Consider the following 22203-nt stretch of genomic DNA (forward strand, 5'->3'; position numbering starts at 1 on the left):
AGCGGCAGCGGCAACGACGGCAGTGGCGTCGGCGTCGAAATCGGCATCGGCATCGACATCGGCACTCTGCCGCTTTTCATATCGGTGGGGTGATCGGGCTTGCGTGCCCTCTTTCGTAGCGGGTGCTCTGCGTGTTCTCGTAGCGGTGCGCTCTGTGGTGCGCGACCATACGGACGCCGATACAGGGTCGGGCAGCTGTGCCGCGCGGGAGGAGTGATCTTCGCCGGCCGTCGGCCCCGCGTTGACTGCCGCGGGTCTGGTCAGGCGTTTCCGGTCCGCGGGGCGCCATGGGGCGTTACGAGCGCGGGGTCGCGGTACTCGACGGGTACTCGACACCGGTAAGCAACCGACAGCAAGAACGAGCAGCCAGTAGAGAGAACAGCGAGACAGGAAGAAGGACGGACGTGTCCGGCAGCGAAAGCGAGAACCCAGCAATCCCCTCCCCGGCCCCCACGCCGGCTCGGCCCAGGACGAACCGGGACTGGTGGCCGAATCAGCTGGACCTTCAAGTTCTCCACCAGCACGGTCCCCGGTCCAACCCCATGGACGAGGATTTCAACTACGCTGAAGAGTTCGCGACCCTCGACCTCGACGCGCTGAAGCGGGACGTCTTCGAGGTGATGACGACGTCGCAGGACTGGTGGCCTGCCGACTACGGCCACTACGGGCCGCTCTTCATCCGGATGAGCTGGCACGCCGCGGGGACGTACCGCATCGCCGACGGCCGCGGCGGTGGCGGCGCCGGCGCTCAGCGCTTTGCCCCCCTCAACAGCTGGCCGGACAACGCGAGCCTCGACAAGGCGCGCCGTCTGCTCTGGCCGGTCAAGCAGAAGTACGGCCGGAAGATCTCCTGGGCCGACCTGCTGGTCTTCGCCGGCAACTGCGCCATGGAATCGATGGGGTTCAAGACGTTCGGGTTCGGCTTCGGCCGGGAGGACATCTGGGAGCCCGAGGAGATCTTCTGGGGGCCCGAGGACACCTGGCTCGGGGACGAGCGCTACAGCGGTGACAGGGAACTCGCCGGTCCTTTGGGCGCCGTGCAGATGGGGCTGATCTACGTCAATCCGGAGGGGCCCAACGGCAACCCGGACCCGATGGCGGCCGCCAGGGACATCCGCGAGACGTTCGGGCGCATGGCCATGAATGACGAGGAGACGGTCGCGCTCATCGTCGGCGGCCACACGTTCGGTAAGTGCCACGGTGCGGTCGACCCCGAGTACATCGGTCCGGAGCCCGAGGCATGCCCCATCGAGCAGCAGGGCCTCGGCTGGCGGAACACGTACGGCAGCGGTGCGGGCCCCCATGCGCTCACCAGTGGGCTCGAGGGTGCGTGGACCTCCGAGCCGACGAAGTGGGACAACGGATACCTGGACAACCTGTACAAGTACGAATGGGAGCTGACGACCAGCCCCGCCGGTGCGCATCAGTGGACTCCCACGGATCCCTCCGCCAAGGACACCGTGCCCGACGCGCACGACCCGTCGAAGAGGCACGCTCCGATGATGCTCACGACGGACCTCGCGCTGAAGCTGGACCCCATCTACGGGCCGATCACGAAGCGCTTCCACGAGAACCCTGACGAGCTCGCGGAGGCGTTCGCCAAGGCGTGGTACAAGCTGCTGCACCGCGACATGGGTCCGCTCTCGCGTTACCTCGGCCCGTGGATCCCCGAGCCCCAGCTGTGGCAGGACCCCGTCCCCGCGGTCGATCACGAACTGATCGCGGACGCGGACATCGCCGACCTCAAGGGCAGGATCCTGGCCTCGGGACTCTCCATCCCCCAGCTGGTCACCACCGCATGGGCGTCGGCGGCGAGCTTCCGTGGCACCGACAAGCGCGGCGGGGCCAACGGGGCACGGATCCGGCTCGCGCCGCAGAAGGACTGGGAGCTCAACAACCTGCCCGAGGTGGCCGAGGTGCTGCAGACCCTCGGCCGGCTCCAGCAGGACTTCAACGGCTCGCAGACCGGCGGCAAGAAGGTGTCCCTCGCCGACCTGATCGTCCTGGGCGGGTGCGCCGCCGTCGAGCAAGCCGCGAAGAACGCCGGGTACGACATCACGGTCCCCTTCGCGCCGGGGCGTACGGACGCCTCGCAGGAGCAGACCGACGTGGAGTCGTTCGCCGTGCTCGAGCCCAAGGCGGACGGGTTCCGCAACTACCTCCGGGCGGAGGAGAAGTTGTCGCCGGAGACCCTCCTGCTGGACCGCGCCAACCTGCTGTCACTGACCGCACCCGAGATGACGGTACTGATCGGCGGCATGCGGGCCCTGAACACCGGTTTCAAGGGTGCCCCGCACGGCGTCTTCACGCACCGGCCGGAGACGTTGACCAACGACTTCTTCGTCAACCTGCTCGACATGAGCACGGAGTGGAAGGCGTCGGCCTCGGACGAGAACGTGTACGAAGGCCGGGATCGCGCCACGGGCAAGGTCAAGTGGACCGCCACCGCCGTCGACCTCATCTTCGGTTCGCACTCCCAGCTCCGGGCCCTCTCGGAGGTCTACGCGTCTCAGGACGCGGGCGAGAAGTTCGTGCGTGACTTCGTGGCGGCGTGGGACAAGGTGATGAACCTCGATCGGTTCGACCTCGCCTGAGTGTTCGATCTCGCCTGAGCCTCGCCTGAGCGCGGTGTCCCGGTCGGCCAACCATCGGCCGACCGGGACGTTCCCTTCCCTGACCGCGCCCGGACGAAGGTCAGGCCCAGCCGCGTGCCTTCTGGGAGCGTCGGGTCAGTGAGTCGAGGACCACGGCCGCTAGCAGCACGCCACCGGTGATCATGAACTGGACTGCTGCCTGGATGCCCAGGAGGGCCATGCCGGAGGCGATCGACTGGATGACCAGGATGCCCAGCAAGGCGGACCAGGTCCTGCCCCGCCCGCCGTAGAGGCTGGTGCCGCCGATCACGGCCGCGGCGATGGCGTTCAGCAGCAGGTTGCCGGAGCCGGAGGTCTGGCTCGCCGAGGTGATCCGCGAGGCGAGGAAGAGACCGCCGATCGCGGCCATCGTCCCGGACACCATGAAGACCGAGATCCGCACCCACACCACGTTGATCCCGGCGCGGCGCGCCGCCTCGAGGCCGCCGCCGAGGGAGAAGACCTGCCGCCCGTACCGTGTCCGGCGCAGGACGAAGTCCAGGCAGATGATGGTCAGCAGGAAGATCAGGAGGGCGAGCGGCAGGCCCTGGAAGTGGTTCAGCACAGCGGCCGCGGCGAATGTGATCACCGCGAGCAGCGCCGTGCGCACGGCGATCTCCCTGAGCTGCCGGGACGGTACTCCGGCGGCCTTACGGCGCCGCGCCTCTTGGTAGGAGGCCAGGAAGAACACGATCGAGCCGACCGCCGCCAGGCCGTACGCGGCGGCCGAATGATGGAAGTAGTAACTGGTCAGCGTGGCAACGAGGCCCTGGTCGTCGAGGTTGACGGTGCCGCTCGCGCCCAGGACGTAGAGCATCAGTCCGTTCCAGCCGAGCAGTCCCGCGAGGGTGACGACGAACGACGGCACCCCCACCCTGGCGACGAAGAATCCATGGACCGCCCCGATGGCCGCCCCCGTGAGCACCGCGATGACGAGTGCCAGCCATTCGGGCATGCCGTTACGCACGCTCAGCACGGCGAACACCGCCGCCGCGAGTCCGCTGACCGAACCGACCGCCAGATCGAGCTCCGCGATCAGCAGCACGAAGACGATGCCCACCGCCATCAGGCCCGTACCGACGATGTCCAGGCTGAGATTGGAGAGATTGCGCGGCGAGAGAAAGGCGCTGTTGAGGCCCTGGAAGACGATCCAGATGACGACGAGCCCCAGGACGACCGGGACGGCGCCGAGTTCGCCGGCGGTCAGCCGGTCCCTGACGTTCTCGAGGAAGTTCCTGCAGCCCTGCGCGAGGTCGGCCGGGCGCGGTCCGCGGGCGGTGGGCTTCTCGCCGTCAGTGGGCTTCTCGCCGTCGGTGCCCGTGGGCGCGCGCCGGTTCTTCGATGTCCCTCTCACTGCCACAGCTCGTCCTCCTCCGCCTCACTCTTCCGCTGGCTCACGGCATGCTCCGTGGTGCCGGTGATGGAGGAGATGATCTGTTCCTGGGATGTGGTCCGCACGTCGAAGACGCCGTTGTTACGGCCCAGGCGCAACACCGTGACCTGGTCCGCGACGGCCTTGATGTCGCCCATGTTGTGGCTGATGAGCAGGACGCCGAGACCTCGTTCCCGAAGCCGCTCGATGATGTCGAGGACCTCGATGGTCTGCTTGACGGCCAGCGACGCCGTGGGCTCGTCGAGCAGGACGACGCTGGGGTCGCCGAGGAGCGAGCGGGCGATCGCGACGGTCTGCCGCTGGCCCCCGGACAGCGAGGCGACGGGGGCGCGCAGGCTGGGCAGACGGATGGAGAGCGTGCCCAGCAACGTCCGCGTACGGCGTTCCATCTCCACCTCGTCGAGGACGCCGACCCTGCTGATCTCCCGGCCGAGGAAGACATTGGCGACGACGTCGAGGTTGTCGCACAGCGCGAGGTCCTGATAGACGGTCGCGATTCCCAGGTCCTGTGCCTGGTGCGGCTTCTTGATGTGCACTGCCCGGCCCTGCCACTCGATCTGGCCCTCGTCGGCCGCTCCGACTCCCGCTATCACCTTGACGAGCGTCGACTTCCCGGCGCCGTTGTCGCCGACCAGGGCGACCACCTCGCCGGCACGGATGTCGAGATCGACGCGCGTGAGCGCCTGGACGGCGCCGAACCGCTTGGAGATTCCGCGCAACCTCAGCAGAGGAGCTGCCATCTGGTCCCTCTCCGTTCCTTCCGCGGTGAGTCCGGCCCTCTCAGCCCGTGGCTTCCAAGGCACCGCCGCCCCCGTCGGTGGCCTCCTGCCGGGATGGCAGAGCGATCTCACCCCACACCTGCTTGCCGCCGCTGACCGGTACCGAGCCCCAGGACTCGGTCATCGCCTCGACGAGGAGAAGGCCGCGGCCGCCGGTCGACTCCCAGCCGACCGTCACCGGTTTGGCCGGGGCCCGCGCGGACGCGTCGGTGACCGCCACCCGCAGGCGCTCCGCGGTGAGCGTCAGGTCCAGGCGCACCTCTCCCTGGGTGTGCACGACGGCGTTGGTGACCAGTTCGGACACGACCAGCAGGACCACGTCCAGTTCGTCCTCGGCCTTCCAGGAACGCAACGTGCGCGCGGTGAAGCGGCGTGCGTGCATGACCGCGTCGGGCAGCCGCCACACCGCCCAGCTCGCCCGGATCGGCCGGACCTCCATGCCGTCGTAACGCAGGAGCAGCAGCGCCACGTCGTCCGTTCGCCGTTCAGCGCTGCCGAGCAGTTCGTCGGCCAGCCGGCCGGCGTGGGAGGGGTCGGCTGCCGAGAGGACGTCGCACACCCGGCGCATGCCGTCCGCCACGTCGAGGCCGGACGATTCCACGAGCCCGTCCGTCACCAGGGTGAGGACCGAGCCGGGAGCCAGACCGACCATGACCATGGGGAACTCGGCGTCCGCCAGCACGCCCAGGGGAAGTCCGCCCTCGATCTCGATCTGCTCGCTGCTGCCGTCCGGGTGGCGCACGACCGGCGGCAGATGCCCGGCCCGGACGCACCAGCCGTTGCCCTCCTCCATGTCCAGCTCGATATAGGTGCAGGTGGCGAAGAGGTCGGTCTCCATTCCGGCGAGGAGCCGGTTGGCGTGGGAGATCACCACGTCGGGCGGGTGGCCCTCCACCGCGTACGCCTTGATCGCCGTACGGATCTGACCCATGATCGTCGCCGCTGCGGCGCTGTGTCCCTGTACGTCCCCGATGACGAGCGCCACGTGGCCCTCCCCCAGCGGGATGACGTCGTACCAGTCGCCCCCTACCTCCAGGCCGACCGTGGCCGGGAGATAGCGGGCTTCGGCCACACCACCGACCAGCGCGGGGAGCGTCCGCGGCAGCAGACTGCGCTGGAGCATCGTGGCCAGCTCGTGCTCGGCGTCGAGAGCGTGGGCGCGTACCAGGGCCTTCCCGACCAGGCACGCGGCGGCGGTCAGCAGAGTGCGCTCCTCGGGGCCGAACGTGTGCGGCTCGTCCCAGCCGATCAGGCACACGCCCACCACCCGTCCGTCGGCGGGCAGCGGCAGAATGGCCAGGCCGCCGGGCCCGATCTCCGCCAGGCCCGGCTCCACGGAGCTGCCCGCGGATCGCAGGGTGACGTGCCCTTCGCGCAGCGCGGCCCGCAGCGTCGGGAGCGCCGCGACCGGGGCGTCGGACCATTCCGCACGCCCTTCGGACCGCCAGGCGTGCGGCCAGGCAGCGGAATCCGCCGGGTCCAGGGTGCTGACCACCAGCCGGTCCGCCTCCAGCACGGCCAGCGCGAGCCTGTCGGCCCGCAGCGGATGCCGCAGGGCCGTCACCACCGCCCGGCTCACGTCCCGGATGGTCGTGGTGCCCTCCAGGGTCGCCGACAGCCGGTGCACATCGGATGCCTCGTCCGCGCCGGGCCGCAGATAGGAGACCTCGGCGACCGCCCCCAGCACCCGCTTCGGTCCGCCGGCCGCGTCCACCGGCGCCCGGCAGCGCAGCCGCAGCCAGCGCAGCTCACCGCCGGGCCGCCGGACGCGGAACTCGAGCTCCCGGCCTCCGAAGACCATTTGGCCCGGTGCGGCCAGCGACATCAGCGCGGGGAGGTCGTCCGGGAGGGTGTGCGCGAGCAGGGTCTCCCACTGGCCGTCGAAGGTGTCGGGAGGAATGTCCAGGAGTTCCAGCGCCTGGGTGTCCGCGTCGATCCGCCCGGTACTCGGGACCAGGGTGAAGGCCCCGACACCGAGTCGGCCGAGGGCCGGGTCCGGTGCGAACCGCTGCGCCGCACCGCCCGTTTCCGTACCGGCGGCGCCCGGCGCTTCGTTCGCCTCCAGTTGTACGGCGACCTGGTCGGCGTACAGCTCCAGGAACTGCCGCCGTTCGGTGTCGAAGGCGTCCTCGGCGTCCTCCACGACGAGCAGACAGCCCAGCCGCCGGCCGCGCACGCTCAGCGGCAGCACACCGAGTGAGACGTTCTCCGCCGACAGCATCCCCGGGCCGCCCTTCCGGTGGGCGGCGAGCTCCGCGGCGTCGCACCACACGGGCCGGCCCGCCCGGACGGCGTTGGCGAGCGGGAAGTCGCTGGTCAGCGGGAGGCTGCGAGGCAGTCCGTGCAGGGCACCGGTGCTCCCGGCCGTCTCGATGAGCCGCAGCTCTTCGGCCACCTCGTCCACGACATGGACGGCCGCGGCCACCGCCCCGGCGAAGACCAGACCCCACTCCGACACGGACGGCAACGCCCCCGCGTGCCGGAACCCGGCCTGGCGCGCCACACCCTCGGTGGTCCCCTGTGGGCGTGGGCCACCGAGCCCCGGAGTGTTCTGCGCCGGCCGATTCGTCATCGCTTCACATCCTGGTCCTGCCGCGGCGTGCCGACACCTGGGCGCGTTCCCGCTGTAGGCCAAACGTGCCCGTGGAGCCGGCCGGCCACAGGCGGACAGGATGCCGCTGCCGTGGCGAGCGCGGAGTGGGGGCGACGTGCGCGTACGGCCATGCCACGGGGCCGGCTGCCGCGAAGCGGAAGGGCACGCACAACATCAGGATGGCACGCCCCGTGGCGCGTCGCCTTGCCGCGCAAATACCGGCAAAATGGGCATAGAGGGTCACGTCAATGAACGTCTACCTTCGCGGCGCCGCCGATGCCGCCGATACCGCCGATACCGCCGATGCCGCTCCGAGCAAACGCCTGCCGACGCGGAAGGAGCCCCAGCCAGTGACCTCGTCCCGATGCGGAGCCGCCGTCGTCACCGGCGCGGTGTGCCTGGCCCTCGGCCTCGGCGCCTGCGGGCAGACGGGCGAGTCGAACGGCGGCGGCCCCGGTAAGGGCGGATTGCGGATCGGCCTGCTGCTCGTGGAGAACCAGACCGCCCGGTACGAGCGGTTCGACCGGCCCCTGATCGAGAAGAAGATCAAGGAGCTGTGCCGCACGTGCACAGTGGAGTACGCCAACGCTCGCGATGATGCGGCCATCCAGCGGCAGCAGGTGGACTCCATGCTCACCCAAGGGGTCGACGTCCTGATTCTCGACGCCGTCGACGTCCAGGGGATCCGCTCCTCGGTCACGGAGGCGAAGAAGGCGGGCGTTCCGGTCGTGGCCTACGACCGGGATGCCCATGGCCCCATTTCGGCGTACGTCACTCATGACGTCGAGGCCATCGGCACTCTGCAGGGCGAGGCACTGCTCGAGGCCATGCCCGCCAAGCGGCACGGTGGCCTGGTCGTCAGGCTGGAGGGTCCCTCGAAGTCGTCCAGACTGCGCAGCCCGTTCACCCAGGGCGCGAAGTCCGTCCTCGAGGGCAAGGTGAAAACCAGCAGGATGTACCGCGCCGCGGAATGGGACGCCGGCAGCGCGCAGATCGCGATGTCCGGCGCCATCGCCGCCGAAGGCGTCGACCGCATCAACGGCGTCTGGACCGGAAACGACGTCCTCGCCGGTGGCGCCATCGCCGCCCTCAAGCAGGCGCACATCACGCCGTTGCCGCCCGTCGTCGGCCAGGACGCCGAACTGGCGGCCGTACAGCGCATCGTCAGCGGCGAGCAGTACATGACCGTCTACAAGCCGTACAAGCCCGAAGCGGACACGGCGGCCCGGATCGCCGTCGCCCTCGGCCGCGGCGAACGGATCGACCATCTCACCAAGGACAAGGTCGACACGCCCACCACCAAGGACGTCCCGGCCGCGCTGCTGCCTTCGACCCCCATGACCAGGGCCGACATCAAGGACACGGTCGTCAGGGACGGCGTGTACACGATCAAACAGATCTGCACCCCCAAGTACCGGGCCGCGTGCGACAGGGCCGGCCTCACCGGATGAGCCGGCCGGATGCCCCGAAGATCCGTCTGCGGGTCACCGCCGTCGCCATGACGGCGGTCTCCCTGGCCTTCGGTCTTGCCGGCTGCGGGAAGACCGGGCAGCCCAGCGGGCCGAGCGGGCCCGCCACCGGCAAGGGCGGCATGAAGATCGGCCTGCTGCTCCCGGACAATCACACCCCGCGCTGGGAGACGTTCGACCGGCCGCTGATCGAGAAGAAGATCAAGGAGCTGTGCGGCAACTGCACGGTGGAGTACGCCAACGCCGAGGGCGACGTGGCCACGCAGCAGCACCAGGTGGACGCCGTGATCAGCAGGGGCGTCAACGTCCTGATCCTCAGCGCCGTCGACGCGACATCGTCCGCCTCCTCGGTCAAGGAGGCGAACGATGCGCACATCCCCGTCGTCTCCTACGACCACCTTGCCCGGGGCCCGGTCTCCGGCTACATCTCCTTCGACGCCAGGCAGGTCGGCCGGCTCCAGGCGCACGCACTCCTCGAAGCCATGGGCCGCGAGGCGGCCAACGGCGGACAGATCGTCATGATGAACGGCGACCCCGCCGACCCGAACACGATCCAGTTCAAGAGGGGCGCACTGTCCGTCCTCAAGGGCGCGGTGCGGATCGGCAAGGCGTACGACACCGTCGGGTGGCGGCCGGAGAACGCGAACACCAATATGTCCGGCGCGATCGCCGCTCTGGGGGCGGACAGTATCGACGGCGTCTACGCCGCCAACGACGGCCTGGCCCGGGGCGTCATCTCCGCTCTCAAGGCCGCCAAGATCAAACCGCTGCCTCCCGTGACGGGCCAGGACGCCGAACTGGCTGCCGTACAGCGCATCGTCAGCGGCGAGCAGTACATGACCGTCTACAAGCCTTTCCGGCCCGAGGCGGACGCCGCCGCCGAAATGGCCGTCGCCCTGGGCCGCGGCGAAAAGCTCGACCACATCGCCACGAGCAAGGTCAGCGGCCCCTCGGGCGAGGACATTCCGGCTGTCCTGCTCACCCCGGTCTCCGCGACCCTCGCCGACATCAAGGACACGGTCGTCAAGGGCGGAATGTACACAGTCGAGCAGATCTGCACCGACAAGTACAAGGCCGCTTGCGACCGGGCCGGGCTCACGCGCTAGCCGAGCCGCATGGCCACCACGCGGGCCAGGAGACCCCGAAGGCCGTACAGCCGGGCCGCGCCGAATACCGGCAACGAATACCGGCAAGTAGGATCCCACCGCCCGGACAGCAGCACCATGGGACCTTCACGACATTCACACCTGCTCTTCAATGTGCGCCGATAGTGTTACTGCCCGCTCGATCCGACGCACGAAGGCAAGGTCATCGGTCATCACCGAGTCCCTTCCGGCGTCCGCACAGAAAGTTCCCAGATGGATTACTGCTCCTCGTGCCGTCGGCACCTCAACGGGGCCTTGATATGCCCGGGGTGCGGCGACTACGCGCCGGACATCGCCCCGTCCGCTCAGCGCTCCCGCGACTCGGCCGCCACGGCCGCGGCGGCAGTGGCGGCCTACGACGAGGAGTTCTCGCCCTGGGAGCCCCGCTCCGGCCGGATACGGCCGGAGACCGCGGCGGCCGACACCGTGTCCGCGGAAGCGGCGAACGCATCGGACGCGGACGCGGACCCCGCCGGCAGTGCGGGGCAGGTCGCTGCCGCCGGGCAGGGTCGTGCGGCCCGGCGCCGGCAGCTGGCGCGCTGGAAGAAGAGCCGCCGCCGGGCAGCGGCCGTGACGGCGCTCGCACTCGTGGGCGGCGGTCTGGCCCTCAGCGCGATGTCGAACGGATCGGCCAAGCCGCACTCGGACGCCGCCGCGTCGTCGGACACCCACCGGGACACCACCGGGCCGAACGACCTCGAATCCGCTCCGGCGGAGCCCGGCGAGCACACGTCGCGGCATGGCGAGCCGCGCTCGGCGGAAACCGGCAGCCCGCGGGAGAAGACCGCTGACGCCGCGCCCTCCACCACAGCCACGAGCGCGCCGCGCCACACCCCGGCCGCCGCGCCGTCGAGTCCGGCGCCGCACACCTCGGCCCCGGCGCCCCGGCGGACGCCCGCCACCTCCTCCGGCACGGACGCCGGCTCCAAGGACACCACGGCCCCGCGGACCACCACCCCGACGGCCGCCCCCACACCCAGCGCCGCACCGACGGACCGCTCCGGCGGCACATCGGCCACAAGCCCGGAAAACGGCGGCACGACGGATACGGGCACCGGCACGAGCACCGGCGACACGGATACCCCGGACCCCACCCCCACCCCCACGGCGCCGTCCCCGCTCGAGGTGTGCCTGATCGGCGTGTGCCTCGGCTGACTCGTCGCCCCGACAGGCAACCACCGGGGCTCGATACCTCGTTCCGCTCACCTGATCCCGAGCGCAAAGTCCCGGTCAGCCCCCGACGGCTGACCGGGACTTTCTTGTGCGGGGAAACCCGTTGGGCGGTAATCCGACCGCCGGGAAGGGGTATCCCGGCCGCGACGCCGGAGGTTATGCTCGCGCAGTATCAACGGCCCGATAGCGGCCGAACCGGGGGGAATCAACGCGTGCGCTGTTCCTTTCCCCGTTCCTGCTCGCGCGCGGATACGCGTAGCGTCACGGGGATTTCGCGCCGCCGCTGAGCGCACTGCCGTCTCCTCCCGTTCTGCGAAAGTCGAGCGGAATGTGCGGCCATCATCCGATCGGCTCGATCAACACCTTCCGTCAGTCACGACCGAATTGACGAATCGAGGACGAATGTGATGAAGAAGCGGACCGTCTCCGCAATGCAGCGCGTCGCGGCGGTGTGCGCCGCGGTAACGCTCCTCTCGGTCGGCGTCACGGGATCGGCTCCCGCCGCCGAAGCCGGCACCGCGCCGGACTGCAGGACCACCACGGTGGACGTCCCGCTGGGCTCGGGCACCGGGCAGATGTGGGGCAAGCTGTGCCGTCCGGCCGGGGCATCCCCGAGCACCGTCGTGACGATGGTGCACGGCGCCACCTATAACCACAACTACTGGGACTTTCCCTATGAGTCGGGTACCTACTCGTTCAGTCAGATGCTGAACCGCGCCGGGTACGCCACCTTCGTCGTCGACCGACTGGGCACCGGCAACAGCACCATCCCGCCGAGCTCCCAGCTGAACCTGACTGCCGAGGCCGGCCACCTGCACAAGGTCGTCCAGGACCTGCGGGCCGGCCGAATAGGCGGCACCCCCTTCACCAAGGTGGTGCTGGCCGGTTACTCCCTCGGCTCCGCGGTGTCGGAGATCGAGGCGTCGAAGTACCGCGACGTGGACGCGGTGCTGGTCACCGCCCTGGGCCACTACAACAACCCGGCGGGCACCCAGGCGATCATCGAAGCCGGACAGGACCCCAACACCGACCCGGTTCTCGGCGGCCGCCACCAGTACGACGCCGGCTACGCCACCACCAAGCCCGGCAGCCGCAAGACCATCTTCTACGCGGACCAGCCGATGGACCCGGGCGTGCTGGCCACGGACGAACTCACCAAGGACGCCAATGTCTTCGCGGAGGCGAGTGACCCGCTCGTCAACGATCCCGCCGTCAGCAAGGCGATCGACGTCCCGGTCTTCTTCGCCCTCGGCGACCACGACCCGCTGATGTGCGGCGTCGGCTACGAGGACTGCTCGTCGACGGAAGCCCTGCGTGCCCAGGAGGCGCCGTTCTGGAGCGCCGCCCCCAGCTTCGACGTGCTCCTGCTCCCGAACGCCGGGCACGGCCTGAACCTCACGCCGAACACCGGCGTCTACCAGGCCGCGGCCAGATCCTGGCTGGACCGGGTCGTCGGCCACGGCTGACGGGCGTCCGGAGCGCGGGCGCACACACGCAGAACTGCCCGATGGCACTCGGTGCGGGTGCCATCGGGCAGGTGGCCCGTTCACGCCGGGCCCGGCTCAGGCGGCCGGCTCCGGGCCGGGCGGCCGCTCCTTGAACAGATGCACCGCGTGGGCCGGGCAGACCCGCGCCGCCTCTCGTACGGAGTCGGTGAGTTCGGGCCCGGGCTCGGGCCGCAGCACCTCGGCGACCTCCGCCGCCTCGCTCATCCGGAAGACCTCGGGGGCGGCGTCGACGCAGTGGCCGTACCCCGCGCAACGGGTCAGATCCACCTCGACGCGCGCCACCCGGCTCATCCGTTCGTGCTCCCGGTGCAGCGGCATCAGAGCAGCACACCCATGTTGCCGGGCAGGGTCTCGGCGTCGAGGACGACGCGGTGCTCGACGAAGCGGAGTCCGTCGTCCGTGCGCGTGAGGAGGTCGTCGTAGCGGCCGCAGACGTGGAAGCGGGACGGCTCGACGCGGTCGGTGACGTACAGGACGACATACGCCTCGGCCTTGATCCGGCCGTCCGCGGTTTCCTGGGCGCGCACGTTGGTGACGGTGTGCAGGGTCCGGGTTGGGTTGTGGCGCAGATAGCCGTTCATGTAGGCGGCACGTTCCTTGAGCGCGCCCAGGCCCCGATCGGTGTACCACCACATGCCGGTCGTCGAGACGTTGTTGTGCGTGCCGACGGCGTACAGCCCGGTGTCGAGGAACAGGCCGACCCATTCGTTGGGCCGCTTGTCGTCCATCGTCAGCGCGCAGGAGACGTAATGGTCCTCGACCTCGCTGCGCAGGCCGGGTGGAGTCATGACCACTGTGGACATGGCGGTGTCGCGCCTTCCTTCCGTCGTCGGGCTGCTCACGACTCGTCCTGGAGGTACTGCTGGTAGACCCGGAAGAACTCGCGCTGCGAGTACTCGTCCCGGACGTCGGCGCCCTCGCCGCCCCGGCCGGGTGCGACCCCGCGGGTGAAAAGGCTGTACCGGCCGCCGTCACCGCGCACTCCGACCTGGCAGCGGGCGGCCGCCTCGGTGTCGTCACAGCTGAGCTTGCCCCAGGAGCCCTGGGTGTCGGCGAGGTTCTCCAGCGCCTCCTGCCGGGCCGCCTCGTCGTCCTCGATGTCCGAATAGACGGTGATGTCGACCCGGGCCCGGTCGACGCCGAGCGGGGTGACCGTCTGGATGTAGCCGGCCTTCATGCCGCGCGGGGTGTCCTTGGGACCGGGCTGGATGTCGAGGTTGGGGAAGAGCGCGAGCACTTCCTGCCGGATCTCCGGCGGTTCGCCGCCCTCGAATCCCTCCGGCGGGCCGGGCGGCCCCTGCGCGAGCATGCTGTTCCAGCCCACGGGCATGGTGCCGTCCGAGAAGTCCACACCGCTGAACCGCTGGAGGGCACGGGCGTACTTCGGCGGGTCGATGGGCGGAAAGGCCCACTGGAGAACCGAGTGGCCCGGCGCCGCTCCCCAGTTCCAGCCGCGTGCGGTGGTGCCGACCAGCAGGTCACGGATGCTGCGGTGAGTGAACTCCGCGTGGTAGTCGTCCCGGAAGTTCTCGTGCCAGAACTTCCAGTTGCCGTGATAGATCCAGCTGTTGCGGCCGATCGGCTCGATCCCCTGCACATACGGCGCGAGGTGGTCGGTCATCTCGCCGAGGAAGTCGGTGAGGGACGGCACGGTCGGCCGCAGCGCGACGAAGACCAGGTCGTGGAAGGTGTCGCAGTGCACCGGTTTCAGGCCGAGCGCACCGCGGTCGAAGTCCGGTCCGTAGCCCTCCTCGTAGGGCACGCCGATGAGGTCGCCCCTGAGGTTGAACGCCCAGGCGTGGTACATGCACTTGAGGACCTGCCCCTGGTTGCCGCACCGCTCACCGGTCAGGATCGCGCCGCGGTGGGTACAGGCGTTGTGGAACGCGCGGATCTCCCCGTCATTGTCCCGTACCACGAGCACCGGCTGGTCGGCGATGGAAACCGTGAAGTAATCCCCGGGCTTTTTCAGATCACGGGTCATGCATGCGTAATGCCATGTGCGGGAGAATATTCGTTCTTTCTCCAGCGCGAAGATCTTCTCGCTGGTGTAGATTTCCCGGTCCACCTCCCCCGTGGCGAGATCGGTGCGAAAATCCGGGCTCAACGTCATGTTGCAACCTCCATCAGGCACGCAAACGCCAGCATGCTCACACAAGATTCGCGACGATTGTGGCAACCGCGCGAGTTCATCGTCAACGATCAGCGAAGGGCCGACGCCCCCGTCCGACCGGGGAAATTCCCCAGTCGGACAACCACCGGCAGAAATCCCGCCTTCATTGACAGCCGGCGGATTCCCAAGAACTCTCGGACGGGCCACCGCCGACAAGGAGGACGTCGTGCCCGCACGCACGGGGAAGCAGTACCTCGACAACCTGAAGTCGCTCAATCCGGAGATCTATCTCAACGGCCGGCGCATCGCACACGTCACCGAGGAGCCGGTCTTCGCCGGCCCGCTGCGGACCATCGCGGAGCAGTACGACCTCCAGCTGGACCCGCGGTACGTCGACGTCTGCACCTATGTCTCCCCCACGACGGGTGAGCGGCTGTCGCGCTCGTTCCAGCCGTGCCGGAGCAAGGAGGACCTGGTCGCCAAGCGGCGGCACTTCAAGCTCCGCGCCGACCACACCTTCGGCATGATGGGCCGGTCGCCGGACTTCATGAACGCGTTCGTGCTGGGCTGGAACACCAACGCCCCGGTCTTCCGCGAGCTGGACGAGCGGTTCGGCGAGAACGCGCGCCGGTACTACGAGCATGTACGGGGCAACGACCTGTTCCTGACCCATGTGCTGATCAACCCGGCGATCGACCGGTCGAAGACCTCGTCCCAGCAGGAGGAGCCGTTTCTGCACCTGGGAAAGGTGCGGGAGACCGACGAGGGGATCGTCGTCCGCGGTGCGAAGATGCTCAGCACCATGGCGCCGTTCGCGGAGGAGCTCGTGGTCGTCCCCTTCGGGGGCATCGCCCCGGGCGATGACGACTACGCGGTGGTGTTCGCGGTCCCCATCGACACGCCGGGGCTGAAGTTCATCTGCCGCGAGCCGGTGGCGCCGGCCGGACGGGCGGAGTTCGACCATCCCCTCAGCAGCCGGTTCGAGGAGATGGACTGCATCGCTGTCTTCGACGACGTGCTGGTCCCGTGGGACCGGGTGGTCGTCGACGGCCGGCCCGGCAGCCGAGATCTGGTCAACCGGGTGCTCGGCAACGACCCGAGCGTCCTGGTGGTCAACGGAGCCCGGGGCCTGGCCTCGCTGGAGCTGCTGTGCGGCATCGCGACGAAGATCGCCGACGCGACCGGGATCGACAACTTCCTGCACGTCCAGGAGAAGCTCGGCGACCTGATCTCCCGGCTCGACACCCTGAAGACGCTGTTCTACGGCGCCGAGGCGCTGGCCGCGCCGCTGCCGGACGGGACGTGGGTGCCCTACCTGCCGGGGATGATGGCGTTCCTCATGCAGACCGCGCCGACGCACCGCCGGATGGTCGAGGTCATCCAGACCCTGGCGGCGGGCAACTTCTTCTACGCGCCGTCCGGCGGGGACTTCGCCAACGAGGAACTGCGGCCGTTCCTCGACCGGTTCGTACGGGGCCGCCCGGGGGTCTCGGCGGAGGAGCGGGTCCGGCTGTTCAAGCTCGCCTGGGACGTGGCCGGCGACGGATTCGGCCAGCGGCTCATGCAGTACGTGAACTACTACAGCGGCGACCCGGTGCGGCTGACCGCCGGGCTCTACCTGGGCGCGGACAAGACGGAGATTCACCGGGCGGTCGACCGGGCGCTGGCCGGTTCGGACCGGAGCCTGGACATCCCGCTCTCGCCCGAGGTGCTGGGGATGGCGCCCCCTCCCCCGCCGACCAAGCCGCTCACGGGCATGTACCCGGCGAAGAGCCAGCCGTCCTCGTAGCGGCCGGGACGGTGTGCGAGTGGGGAGATTCCCCACTCGCACACCGGTGGATCCGGCCGCGAGCGCACGGCTGAGAACGCGCCCTATCGGGTGAAGGGGGCGAGTTGGGGCGGGCGGCCGGAGCACCGGCCCGGGCAGAGTGGACCAGTGTCTTCACGAACGGCACGGGTACGGCGGGGACGCAGTGCCCGCCGTACCGTGATCGGTGGTCCACGAACCGGGAGCGAGAACGTCATGCCTGCTCAGCGAAGTGTCGCGCCGGAGTCGACAGCAGTGCGAGTGGCCCTGTGGCGGGCCCTGCACCTCGAGGTCGACGAAGCCCCGCACGTGCTCGAGGACGAGGTCGGCCTGGAGCTCGTCGCTCCGGGTGAGAACTGGCGTCGCCGTCCCGACATGGGCAGGAACGCCACCAGCGGGTTCCGCGCGGGTGTCGTCGCCCGGGCGCGGTTCGTGGAGGACCTGGTCGCCGAGCGCTTCGCCGACGGCGTGCGGCAGTACGTGATCCTCGGTGCCGGGCTCGACACCTTCGCCCAGCGGCGCCCGGACCTCGCCGCCGGGATGCGGGTGTTCGAGATCGACCAGTACGGCCCGCAGGAGTGGAAGCGGCACCGGCTGGGCGAGCTCGGCTACGGCGTGTCCGAGTGGCTGCGGATGGTGCCGGTCGACTTCGAGGCGGACGAGGACTGGTGGGCACGGCTGGTCGACGCCGGTTTCGACCCGGACCGGCCGGCGGTGGTGGCCAGTACCGGGGTCAGCATGTACCTCACCAAGGACGCGGTGGCGGACGCCCTGGCCAAGACGGCGAAGACGGCGCCGGGCTCCACCCTCGCCATGACGTTCCTGCTGCCGCCCGAGACCGTCGCCGCCGCCGGCGAGAAACCGCAGCACCCGATCCGGTTCCGCAGCTGCTTCACGGCCGAGGAGATGCTCCGGTTGGCGCGCGATTCCGGGTTCCGCGAGGCGCGGCACCTGTCGACGGCGGACCTCACCGAGCGGTACTTCGCCGGGCGCCCGGACGGGCTGCGGCCGGCGGTCGGCGAGTCGTTCCTGCTGGCGACCACCTGAGAGCCTCTGTCTCGGCCGTCCCTCATCGGTACGGCAGCCGGCGGGGCGCCGTGGTGCCGGTGATGTCCAGGATCAGCCGCTTGCCGTGCAGTTCGCCGGCCTCCATGCGCCGGTGGGCCTCGGCGGCGGCGTGCAGCGGCAGAATCTCTGTCGTGCGGGCGCTCAGGCGGCCGGTGGGAAGTAGCCGGTTGAGGGCGTCGGCCGCCTCGGCCAGTTCGGCCGTCGTGGCGCGGGAGATGACGAAGCCCCGGATGGAGCCGTCCTTCATGTAGAGCGCTCCGGCCGGCAGGACCGGGCGCGCCCGCGCGCCGGCGAGCAGCACGATCCGGCCCCGGGGCGCGAGGAGTCCGACCGCGGTGCCCAGGTCGTTCCGGCCCGACGTGTCCAGGTGCACGTCAATGCCCTGCGGGCACAGTGCGTTGAGGTGTTCGGCCAGGCGCGGTTCGGCGTAGTCGAGCGTTTCGGCCGCCCCGAGGCCGCGGCAGTACGCCAGGTCGCGGCGGGCGGCGGTGGCGATCACCCGGGCGCCCGCCCGCACGGCCAGCACGACGAGCGCGCTGCCGACATTGCCCGCGGCGCCGGCGACGAAGACGGTCTCCCCCGGCCGGACGCGGCCGTGCCGGAACAGGGCGAGCCAGGCGGTGGCCCCGGGGTGCACCACGGCGACCGCGGCGGCCGGGTCCACTCCTGCCGGCAGGTGGTAGAGCCGGTCGGCCGCCACCACCGCCTGCTCCGCCGCGGCCCCCTGCCGCCCGTCGTGGCCCAGGCTGTTGCACCACACCCTGTCGCCGGGGGCGAAGCCGGACACCTCGGCGCCCGTCTCGGCGACCACGCCGACCAGGTCCCGGCCGATCACGAACGGGAAACTCAGCGCGGTCGGGTACTGCCCGGACCGCACGAAGGTGTCCACCGGGTTGACCGTGGTGGCGAGGACGTCGACCAGCACCTCGTTCCGCCGGGGCCGCGGGGCCGGGAGTACGCCGCAAGAAATCTCTTCAGGTGACCCGAGTCGGTCTACATAGGCAGCCAGCACGCCGCTGATTCTGGCACCGGCGCACCGCGCGTGGGAAAAACCCCTGAGCCTTCGTCAACTCACATAAATGACGCCGACTTGATGCACCCGAGGGCCTTTCTTTGACTGCCGGAGCCCCCGCTACGAAATTCGACACCATGACCCCAACACATACCGAGAGCACGCCGTTGTTCGATGTCCGGGCGCAGACGTATGTCGCCGCGCCGCCGGCCGAGGTGTACGCGGTGGTCAGTGACCTGCCGCGGAGTTCCGAGTGGAGTCCGGAATGCACGGGCGGGGCGTGGGTGTCCGGCCGCCCGGCGACGGTGGGCGCCGTCTTCCGCGGCGAGAACCTGCGTGCCGATGACGTCGTCGCGTGGGCACCGGTGGTCCGAGGCACCTGGCGCACCGAGTCGCAGGTGGTCGCCGCCGAGCCCGGGCGGGTCTTCCGCTGGGCCATGCGGGACAGCGCCGGGAACGCGCAGGACAGCGTCTGGTCGTACGAGATCACACCGGACGGCGACGGCTGCGTCCTGGTACACGGCCTGCGCATGGGCACCGCGACCGAGGGGATCCGGGGGATCACCTCGGAGATGGACGAGGCCACCAAGGAGAAGTTCTTCGCCGACTGGACCGAGAAGCTGGCCGGGGATCTACGCGACACGCTGCACCGCATCAAGGCGATCGCCGAGAAGGCGTGATCGGGAGGAGGAGCGGGACATGCTGCTGCAACGGGTGGGAAATCGCGGGATCCGGCTGGGTACGCTCTTCGACCGGGCGGCCGCCCGGCATCCGGCCAACGTCGTGGTCCTCGACCACGACCTGGACCTGGCACCCGATCTGGGCCGCCGGCTGACCGTCGCGGAAATCGCGGATCTGGTGGGCGACTTCGCGTCCCGGCTGTGGGCGGCCGGGGTACGCCCCGGGGACCGTGTGGTCGTCTACAAGACGACCAGCTTCGACATCACCCTGCTGGCGTGCGTGGCCGCCCGGATCGGCGCGGTGCCGGTGCTGCTGTCGCCGAAGCTCGACGGCGCGACCGTCGCCGAGCTGGTGCGCCGGGTGGACCGGCCGTTTCTCATCACGGACCAGGCCAAGCTGGGCGGCGAACTGCCCGCCGCGGTCTTCGACCACGCGTGCCGGGTACTGCTCGCCGCGGGCGACCACCCGGACGCCCAGCGGCTGCACGACCTGGCAGGTGTGCGGCGGGTGGCGCCGGTCACCATGTCCGCCCACCATCCGACGCTGATCACGCACACCTCCGGAACCACCGGGGTCCCGAAGTTGGCCGTGCACACCGGATGGACGTTGCAGGCCCGGTACCGGCCGCAGGCCACCGCGGCCGCCCTCGTCCGCAAGCGGCGCCCGGTGGCGGTGCATGTGTCGTTCGTCCACTCCCGGCTGTTCACCGCCATGGCCATCGCGATGCTGCGCGGCTTCCCGCTCGTCATGCTGGCCGACGACGACCCGCGGCACGCCGCCGATCTGTTCGTACAGATGCGTCCGGGTGTGGTGGAGGCCCACCCCAACACGTTCATGCGGTGGGAAGAGCTGGTGGACGACCCGCGGCGGCCGCTGGCGCAGGTGAAGTACTTCAGCAGCACCTTCGACGCCATCCACCCCCGGACCGTGCAACGGATGCTGCGGGCCTCCCGGCACCGGGTGCCGCTCTTCGCCCAGCTCTACGGCCAGAGCGAGGCGGGCCCGGTCGTCGGGCGGATCTTCACCCGCTGGCGCGGCGAGGATGCCGACGGCCGCTGCGTCGGCCACGCGTTCCCCGGCATGACCTCGGTCCGGGTGGTCAGCCGGGACGGGCGGCCGGTGTCCGCGGCGTCCCCCGGGTACATCGAGGTCCGCACCAACGGCCGGGTCCTGACGTTTCTGGGCGAGTCCGAGCGGTACGCCGAGCAGGAGCACGACCAGTGGTGGCGGATGGGCGACGTGGGGTACCGCACCCGGTGGGGCTGTCTGCATCTGCTCGACCGTGAGGTGGACGTCATCCCCGGCTTCGGTTCCACGCTGGCCGCCGAGGACGCACTCTTCTCCGCGCTGGACGAACTGGTCGAGGTCATCATCGTGCCGGGCCCGGACGGCAAGCCGGTGCCGGTGGTGTGCACCCAGGGCAACAAGCCGCTCGACAAGGCCGCCTGGGCCCGCGCCTCGGCCGGCCTGCCGGCGATGGCGGAGCCGGTCCAATGGCGCCGGACGGACCTGCCGCAGACCGCCACCACCAAGATCAAGCGGCTGGAGCTGGCCGAGACCCTGAGCAATGGGAATCGGGGCCGATAGGGATGGCGCGGGTAGTCGTCGCCGGCGGTGGCATCGGGGGGCTGGCCGCCGCGCTGAGTATCGCGAAACGGGGCCACCACGTGGTGGTCCTCGAACGCAGCGAGCGCTTCGCCGAACTCGGCGCCGGGCTCCAGCTGGCGCCCAACGCCATGCACGCCCTCACGCGCCTCGGGCCGGGTGCCGAGGTCCGGGCCCATGCGGTGCACGTCGACGAGCTGCGGTTCATGGACGGGGTCACCGGTGCGCACGTCACCAGCGTGCCGCTCACCGAGGGCTACCAGCAGCGGTTCGGCAATCCGTACGTCGTCGTGCACCGCGGCGAGTTGCACGGGCTGCTGCTCGCGGCCTGCCGTGACGCGGCGCGGATCGAGCTGTGCCCGGGCCGGCCGGTCGCCGGGTACGAGCAGGACGGCACGCGCGCGACGGCGGTCCTCGACAGCGGCGAGCGGATCAGCAGTGACGCGCTGATCGGGGCGGACGGCATCCACTCCGCGGTCCGCCGGCAGCTCGTCGGCGACGGTCCGCCGCGCATCTCGGGCATCACCGTCCACCGCACGATCATCCCGATGGACCAGGTGCCGGAACACCTGCGGTGGAACGCCGTGACGTGGTGGGCCGGCCCCAAGTGCCACTTCGTGCACTATGCGATCGCCGGGGGCAAGTACCTCAATCTGGCCGCCAGTTTCGACGGCGGGGCCACTCGCGCACTCGCCGGCGTCCCGGTGGCCAAGGACACCGTCCGCGACCTGTTCTCGGTGCTCGACGCGGCTCCGCGGCAGCTCCTGGAACTCGGCGAGCAATGGAAGTCCTGGGTACTGATCGACCGGGCACCGGTCGACGGCTGGACCGACGGCCCGGTCGCCCTGCTCGGGGACGCCGCCCATCCGATGCTGCACTACGCGGCCCAGGGGGCTTGCCAGGCGCTGGAGGACGCGGTGGTGCTGGGCGACCTGCTGGACGGCGGCGGCGCGGACTTCGCCCGCTGCTTCGTGGAGTACAACCGGCTGCGGCGGGACCGCACCGCGGCGGTGCAGCGGATCTCGCGGGAGAGCATCGGGCTGTGGCACCCGGCCGGGGCGGCGGCCGCGGCCCGGAACGCGGCGCTGTCCAGGATGTCGCCGACCGATCTGCACGACCACCTCGCGTGGATGCACGGCGCGCGGGACTTCACCGCCGGCGCCCCGCCCGGCCTCCCGTACCAGGGAGCGGCCCGATGACACCGGGGCCCGCCGTCACCGGCGG

General features: G+C 70.3%; 16 protein-coding genes and 2 pseudogenes. 10 read left to right on the forward strand and 8 right to left on the reverse strand.

Annotated features, from left to right (window positions below):
- The first annotated feature begins 404 nt into the window (after positions 1-404).
- Positions 405-2594, forward strand: coding sequence for a catalase/peroxidase HPI (katG, locus tag ACIGXO_RS04100; protein ID WP_399779755.1), 2190 nt, complete (start codon positions 405-407; stop codon positions 2592-2594).
- 100 nt (positions 2595-2694) lie between these two features.
- On the opposite strand, the gene ACIGXO_RS04105 is transcribed toward katG, so the two are convergent.
- Genes ACIGXO_RS04105 through ACIGXO_RS04115 form a run of 3 tightly spaced genes read right to left on the reverse strand, consistent with a single transcriptional unit; the run spans position 2695 to position 7263 of the window.
- On the reverse strand, positions 2695-3987 hold the full coding sequence (locus ACIGXO_RS04105) for a sugar ABC transporter permease (RefSeq protein ID WP_399779756.1): 1293 nt from the start codon (positions 3985-3987) through the stop codon (positions 2695-2697).
- On the reverse strand, positions 3984-4766 hold the full coding sequence (locus tag ACIGXO_RS04110) for an ATP-binding cassette domain-containing protein (protein WP_399779758.1): 783 nt from the start codon (positions 4764-4766) through the stop codon (positions 3984-3986). The genes ACIGXO_RS04105 and ACIGXO_RS04110 overlap by 4 nt, the downstream gene beginning before the upstream one ends.
- A gap of 40 nt (positions 4767-4806) precedes the next feature.
- On the reverse strand, positions 4807-7263 hold the full coding sequence (locus ACIGXO_RS04115; RefSeq protein ID WP_399779761.1) for a SpoIIE family protein phosphatase: 2457 nt from the start codon (positions 7261-7263) through the stop codon (positions 4807-4809).
- A gap of 485 nt (positions 7264-7748) precedes the next feature.
- On the opposite strand from ACIGXO_RS04115, the gene ACIGXO_RS04120 reads away from it, so the two are divergent.
- The 4 genes from ACIGXO_RS04120 to ACIGXO_RS04135 all read left to right on the forward strand — a co-directional run bounded on the left by ACIGXO_RS04120 (position 7749) and on the right by ACIGXO_RS04135 (position 12651).
- Positions 7749-8849: a substrate-binding domain-containing protein gene (locus ACIGXO_RS04120; RefSeq protein WP_399779763.1), complete on the forward strand. Its 1101-nt coding sequence runs from the start codon at positions 7749-7751 to the stop codon at positions 8847-8849.
- The gene (locus tag ACIGXO_RS04125) at positions 8846-9973 is read left to right on the forward strand and encodes a substrate-binding domain-containing protein (RefSeq protein WP_399779765.1); all 1128 of its coding nucleotides are present in this window, start codon (positions 8846-8848) and stop codon (positions 9971-9973) included. Before ACIGXO_RS04120 ends, ACIGXO_RS04125 begins: the two co-directional genes overlap by 4 nt.
- Positions 9974-10225: 252 nt before the next feature.
- A complete protein-coding gene (locus ACIGXO_RS04130) occupies positions 10226-11167 on the forward strand; it encodes a hypothetical protein (RefSeq protein ID WP_399779766.1) in 942 nt (313 codons plus the stop codon).
- A gap of 425 nt (positions 11168-11592) precedes the next feature.
- Positions 11593-12651: an alpha/beta hydrolase gene (locus ACIGXO_RS04135; protein WP_399779769.1), complete on the forward strand. Its 1059-nt coding sequence runs from the start codon at positions 11593-11595 to the stop codon at positions 12649-12651.
- A 96-nt stretch (positions 12652-12747) separates the two neighbouring features.
- On the opposite strand, the gene ACIGXO_RS04140 is transcribed toward ACIGXO_RS04135, so the two are convergent.
- The 3 genes from ACIGXO_RS04140 to ACIGXO_RS04150 are packed head-to-tail and all read right to left on the reverse strand — an operon-like array spanning position 12748 to position 14806.
- A complete protein-coding gene (locus ACIGXO_RS04140) occupies positions 12748-13011 on the reverse strand; it encodes a ferredoxin (RefSeq protein WP_399779771.1) in 264 nt (87 codons plus the stop codon).
- Positions 13011-13481, reverse strand: coding sequence for an aromatic-ring-hydroxylating dioxygenase subunit beta (locus ACIGXO_RS04145; protein WP_399779772.1), 471 nt, complete (start codon positions 13479-13481; stop codon positions 13011-13013). Before ACIGXO_RS04145 ends, ACIGXO_RS04140 begins: the two co-directional genes overlap by 1 nt.
- Before the next feature lie 50 nt (positions 13482-13531).
- Positions 13532-14806, reverse strand: coding sequence for a Rieske 2Fe-2S domain-containing protein (locus ACIGXO_RS04150; RefSeq protein ID WP_399779773.1), 1275 nt, complete (start codon positions 14804-14806; stop codon positions 13532-13534).
- Between the two features lie 226 nt (positions 14807-15032).
- Between ACIGXO_RS04150 and ACIGXO_RS04155 the strand changes: the two genes are divergently transcribed.
- Both ACIGXO_RS04155 and ACIGXO_RS04160 read left to right on the forward strand, forming a co-directional pair.
- Positions 15033-16595: a 4-hydroxyphenylacetate 3-hydroxylase family protein gene (locus tag ACIGXO_RS04155; RefSeq protein ID WP_399779775.1), complete on the forward strand. Its 1563-nt coding sequence runs from the start codon at positions 15033-15035 to the stop codon at positions 16593-16595.
- A 234-nt stretch (positions 16596-16829) separates the two neighbouring features.
- Positions 16830-17660, forward strand: a complete 831-nt coding sequence (locus tag ACIGXO_RS04160) for a class I SAM-dependent methyltransferase (RefSeq protein ID WP_399779777.1) — start codon at positions 16830-16832, stop codon at positions 17658-17660.
- Positions 17661-17682: 22 nt separating this feature from the next.
- Here ACIGXO_RS04160 and ACIGXO_RS04165 read toward each other — a convergent pair.
- Positions 17683-18270: pseudogene (locus ACIGXO_RS04165) on the reverse strand (zinc-binding dehydrogenase); the annotation flags it as partial.
- A 93-nt stretch (positions 18271-18363) separates the two neighbouring features.
- Positions 18364-18693: pseudogene (locus ACIGXO_RS04170) on the reverse strand (alcohol dehydrogenase catalytic domain-containing protein); the annotation flags it as partial.
- A 137-nt stretch (positions 18694-18830) separates the two neighbouring features.
- Here ACIGXO_RS04170 and ACIGXO_RS04175 point away from each other — a divergent pair.
- The 3 genes from ACIGXO_RS04175 to ACIGXO_RS04185 are packed head-to-tail and all read left to right on the forward strand — an operon-like array spanning position 18831 to position 22178.
- Positions 18831-19373 carry an SRPBCC family protein gene (locus ACIGXO_RS04175; protein ID WP_399779778.1) on the forward strand — a complete coding sequence of 181 codons (543 nt, stop codon included), beginning with the start codon at positions 18831-18833 and terminating at the stop codon, positions 19371-19373.
- A gap of 19 nt (positions 19374-19392) precedes the next feature.
- Positions 19393-20961, forward strand: a complete 1569-nt coding sequence (locus ACIGXO_RS04180) for a class I adenylate-forming enzyme family protein (protein WP_399779780.1) — start codon at positions 19393-19395, stop codon at positions 20959-20961.
- 2 nt (positions 20962-20963) lie between these two features.
- Complete coding sequence (locus ACIGXO_RS04185) at positions 20964-22178, forward strand: FAD-dependent monooxygenase (protein WP_399779782.1); 1215 nt, start codon at positions 20964-20966, stop codon at positions 22176-22178.
- Positions 22179-22203 lie beyond the last annotated feature (25 nt).

Origin of the sequence: Streptomyces sp. NPDC053542 (assembly GCF_044544685.1) — a bacterium.
GTDB lineage: Bacteria > Actinomycetota > Actinomycetes > Streptomycetales > Streptomycetaceae > Streptomyces.

Bases quoted from the DNA above. Each gene is read 5' to 3' on its own strand.
- ACIGXO_RS04110 (WP_399779758.1), bottom strand. From the start codon at position 4,766: ATGGCAGCTCCTCTGCTGAGGTTGCGCGGAATCTCCAAGCGGTTCGGC.
- ACIGXO_RS04125 (WP_399779765.1), top strand. From the start codon at position 8,846: ATGAGCCGGCCGGATGCCCCGAAGATCCGTCTGCGGGTCACCGCCGTC.
- ACIGXO_RS04130 (WP_399779766.1), top strand. From the start codon at position 10,226: ATGGATTACTGCTCCTCGTGCCGTCGGCACCTCAACGGGGCCTTGATA.
- ACIGXO_RS04135 (WP_399779769.1), top strand. From the start codon at position 11,593: ATGAAGAAGCGGACCGTCTCCGCAATGCAGCGCGTCGCGGCGGTGTGC.
- ACIGXO_RS04140 (WP_399779771.1), bottom strand. From the start codon at position 13,011: ATGCCGCTGCACCGGGAGCACGAACGGATGAGCCGGGTGGCGCGCGTC.
- ACIGXO_RS04145 (WP_399779772.1), bottom strand. From the start codon at position 13,481: ATGACTCCACCCGGCCTGCGCAGCGAGGTCGAGGACCATTACGTCTCC.
- ACIGXO_RS04150 (WP_399779773.1), bottom strand. From the start codon at position 14,806: ATGACGTTGAGCCCGGATTTTCGCACCGATCTCGCCACGGGGGAGGTG.
- ACIGXO_RS04160 (WP_399779777.1), top strand. From the start codon at position 16,830: ATGCCTGCTCAGCGAAGTGTCGCGCCGGAGTCGACAGCAGTGCGAGTG.
- ACIGXO_RS04175 (WP_399779778.1), top strand. From the start codon at position 18,831: ATGACCCCAACACATACCGAGAGCACGCCGTTGTTCGATGTCCGGGCG.
- ACIGXO_RS04180 (WP_399779780.1), top strand. From the start codon at position 19,393: ATGCTGCTGCAACGGGTGGGAAATCGCGGGATCCGGCTGGGTACGCTC.
- ACIGXO_RS04185 (WP_399779782.1), top strand. From the start codon at position 20,964: ATGGCGCGGGTAGTCGTCGCCGGCGGTGGCATCGGGGGGCTGGCCGCC.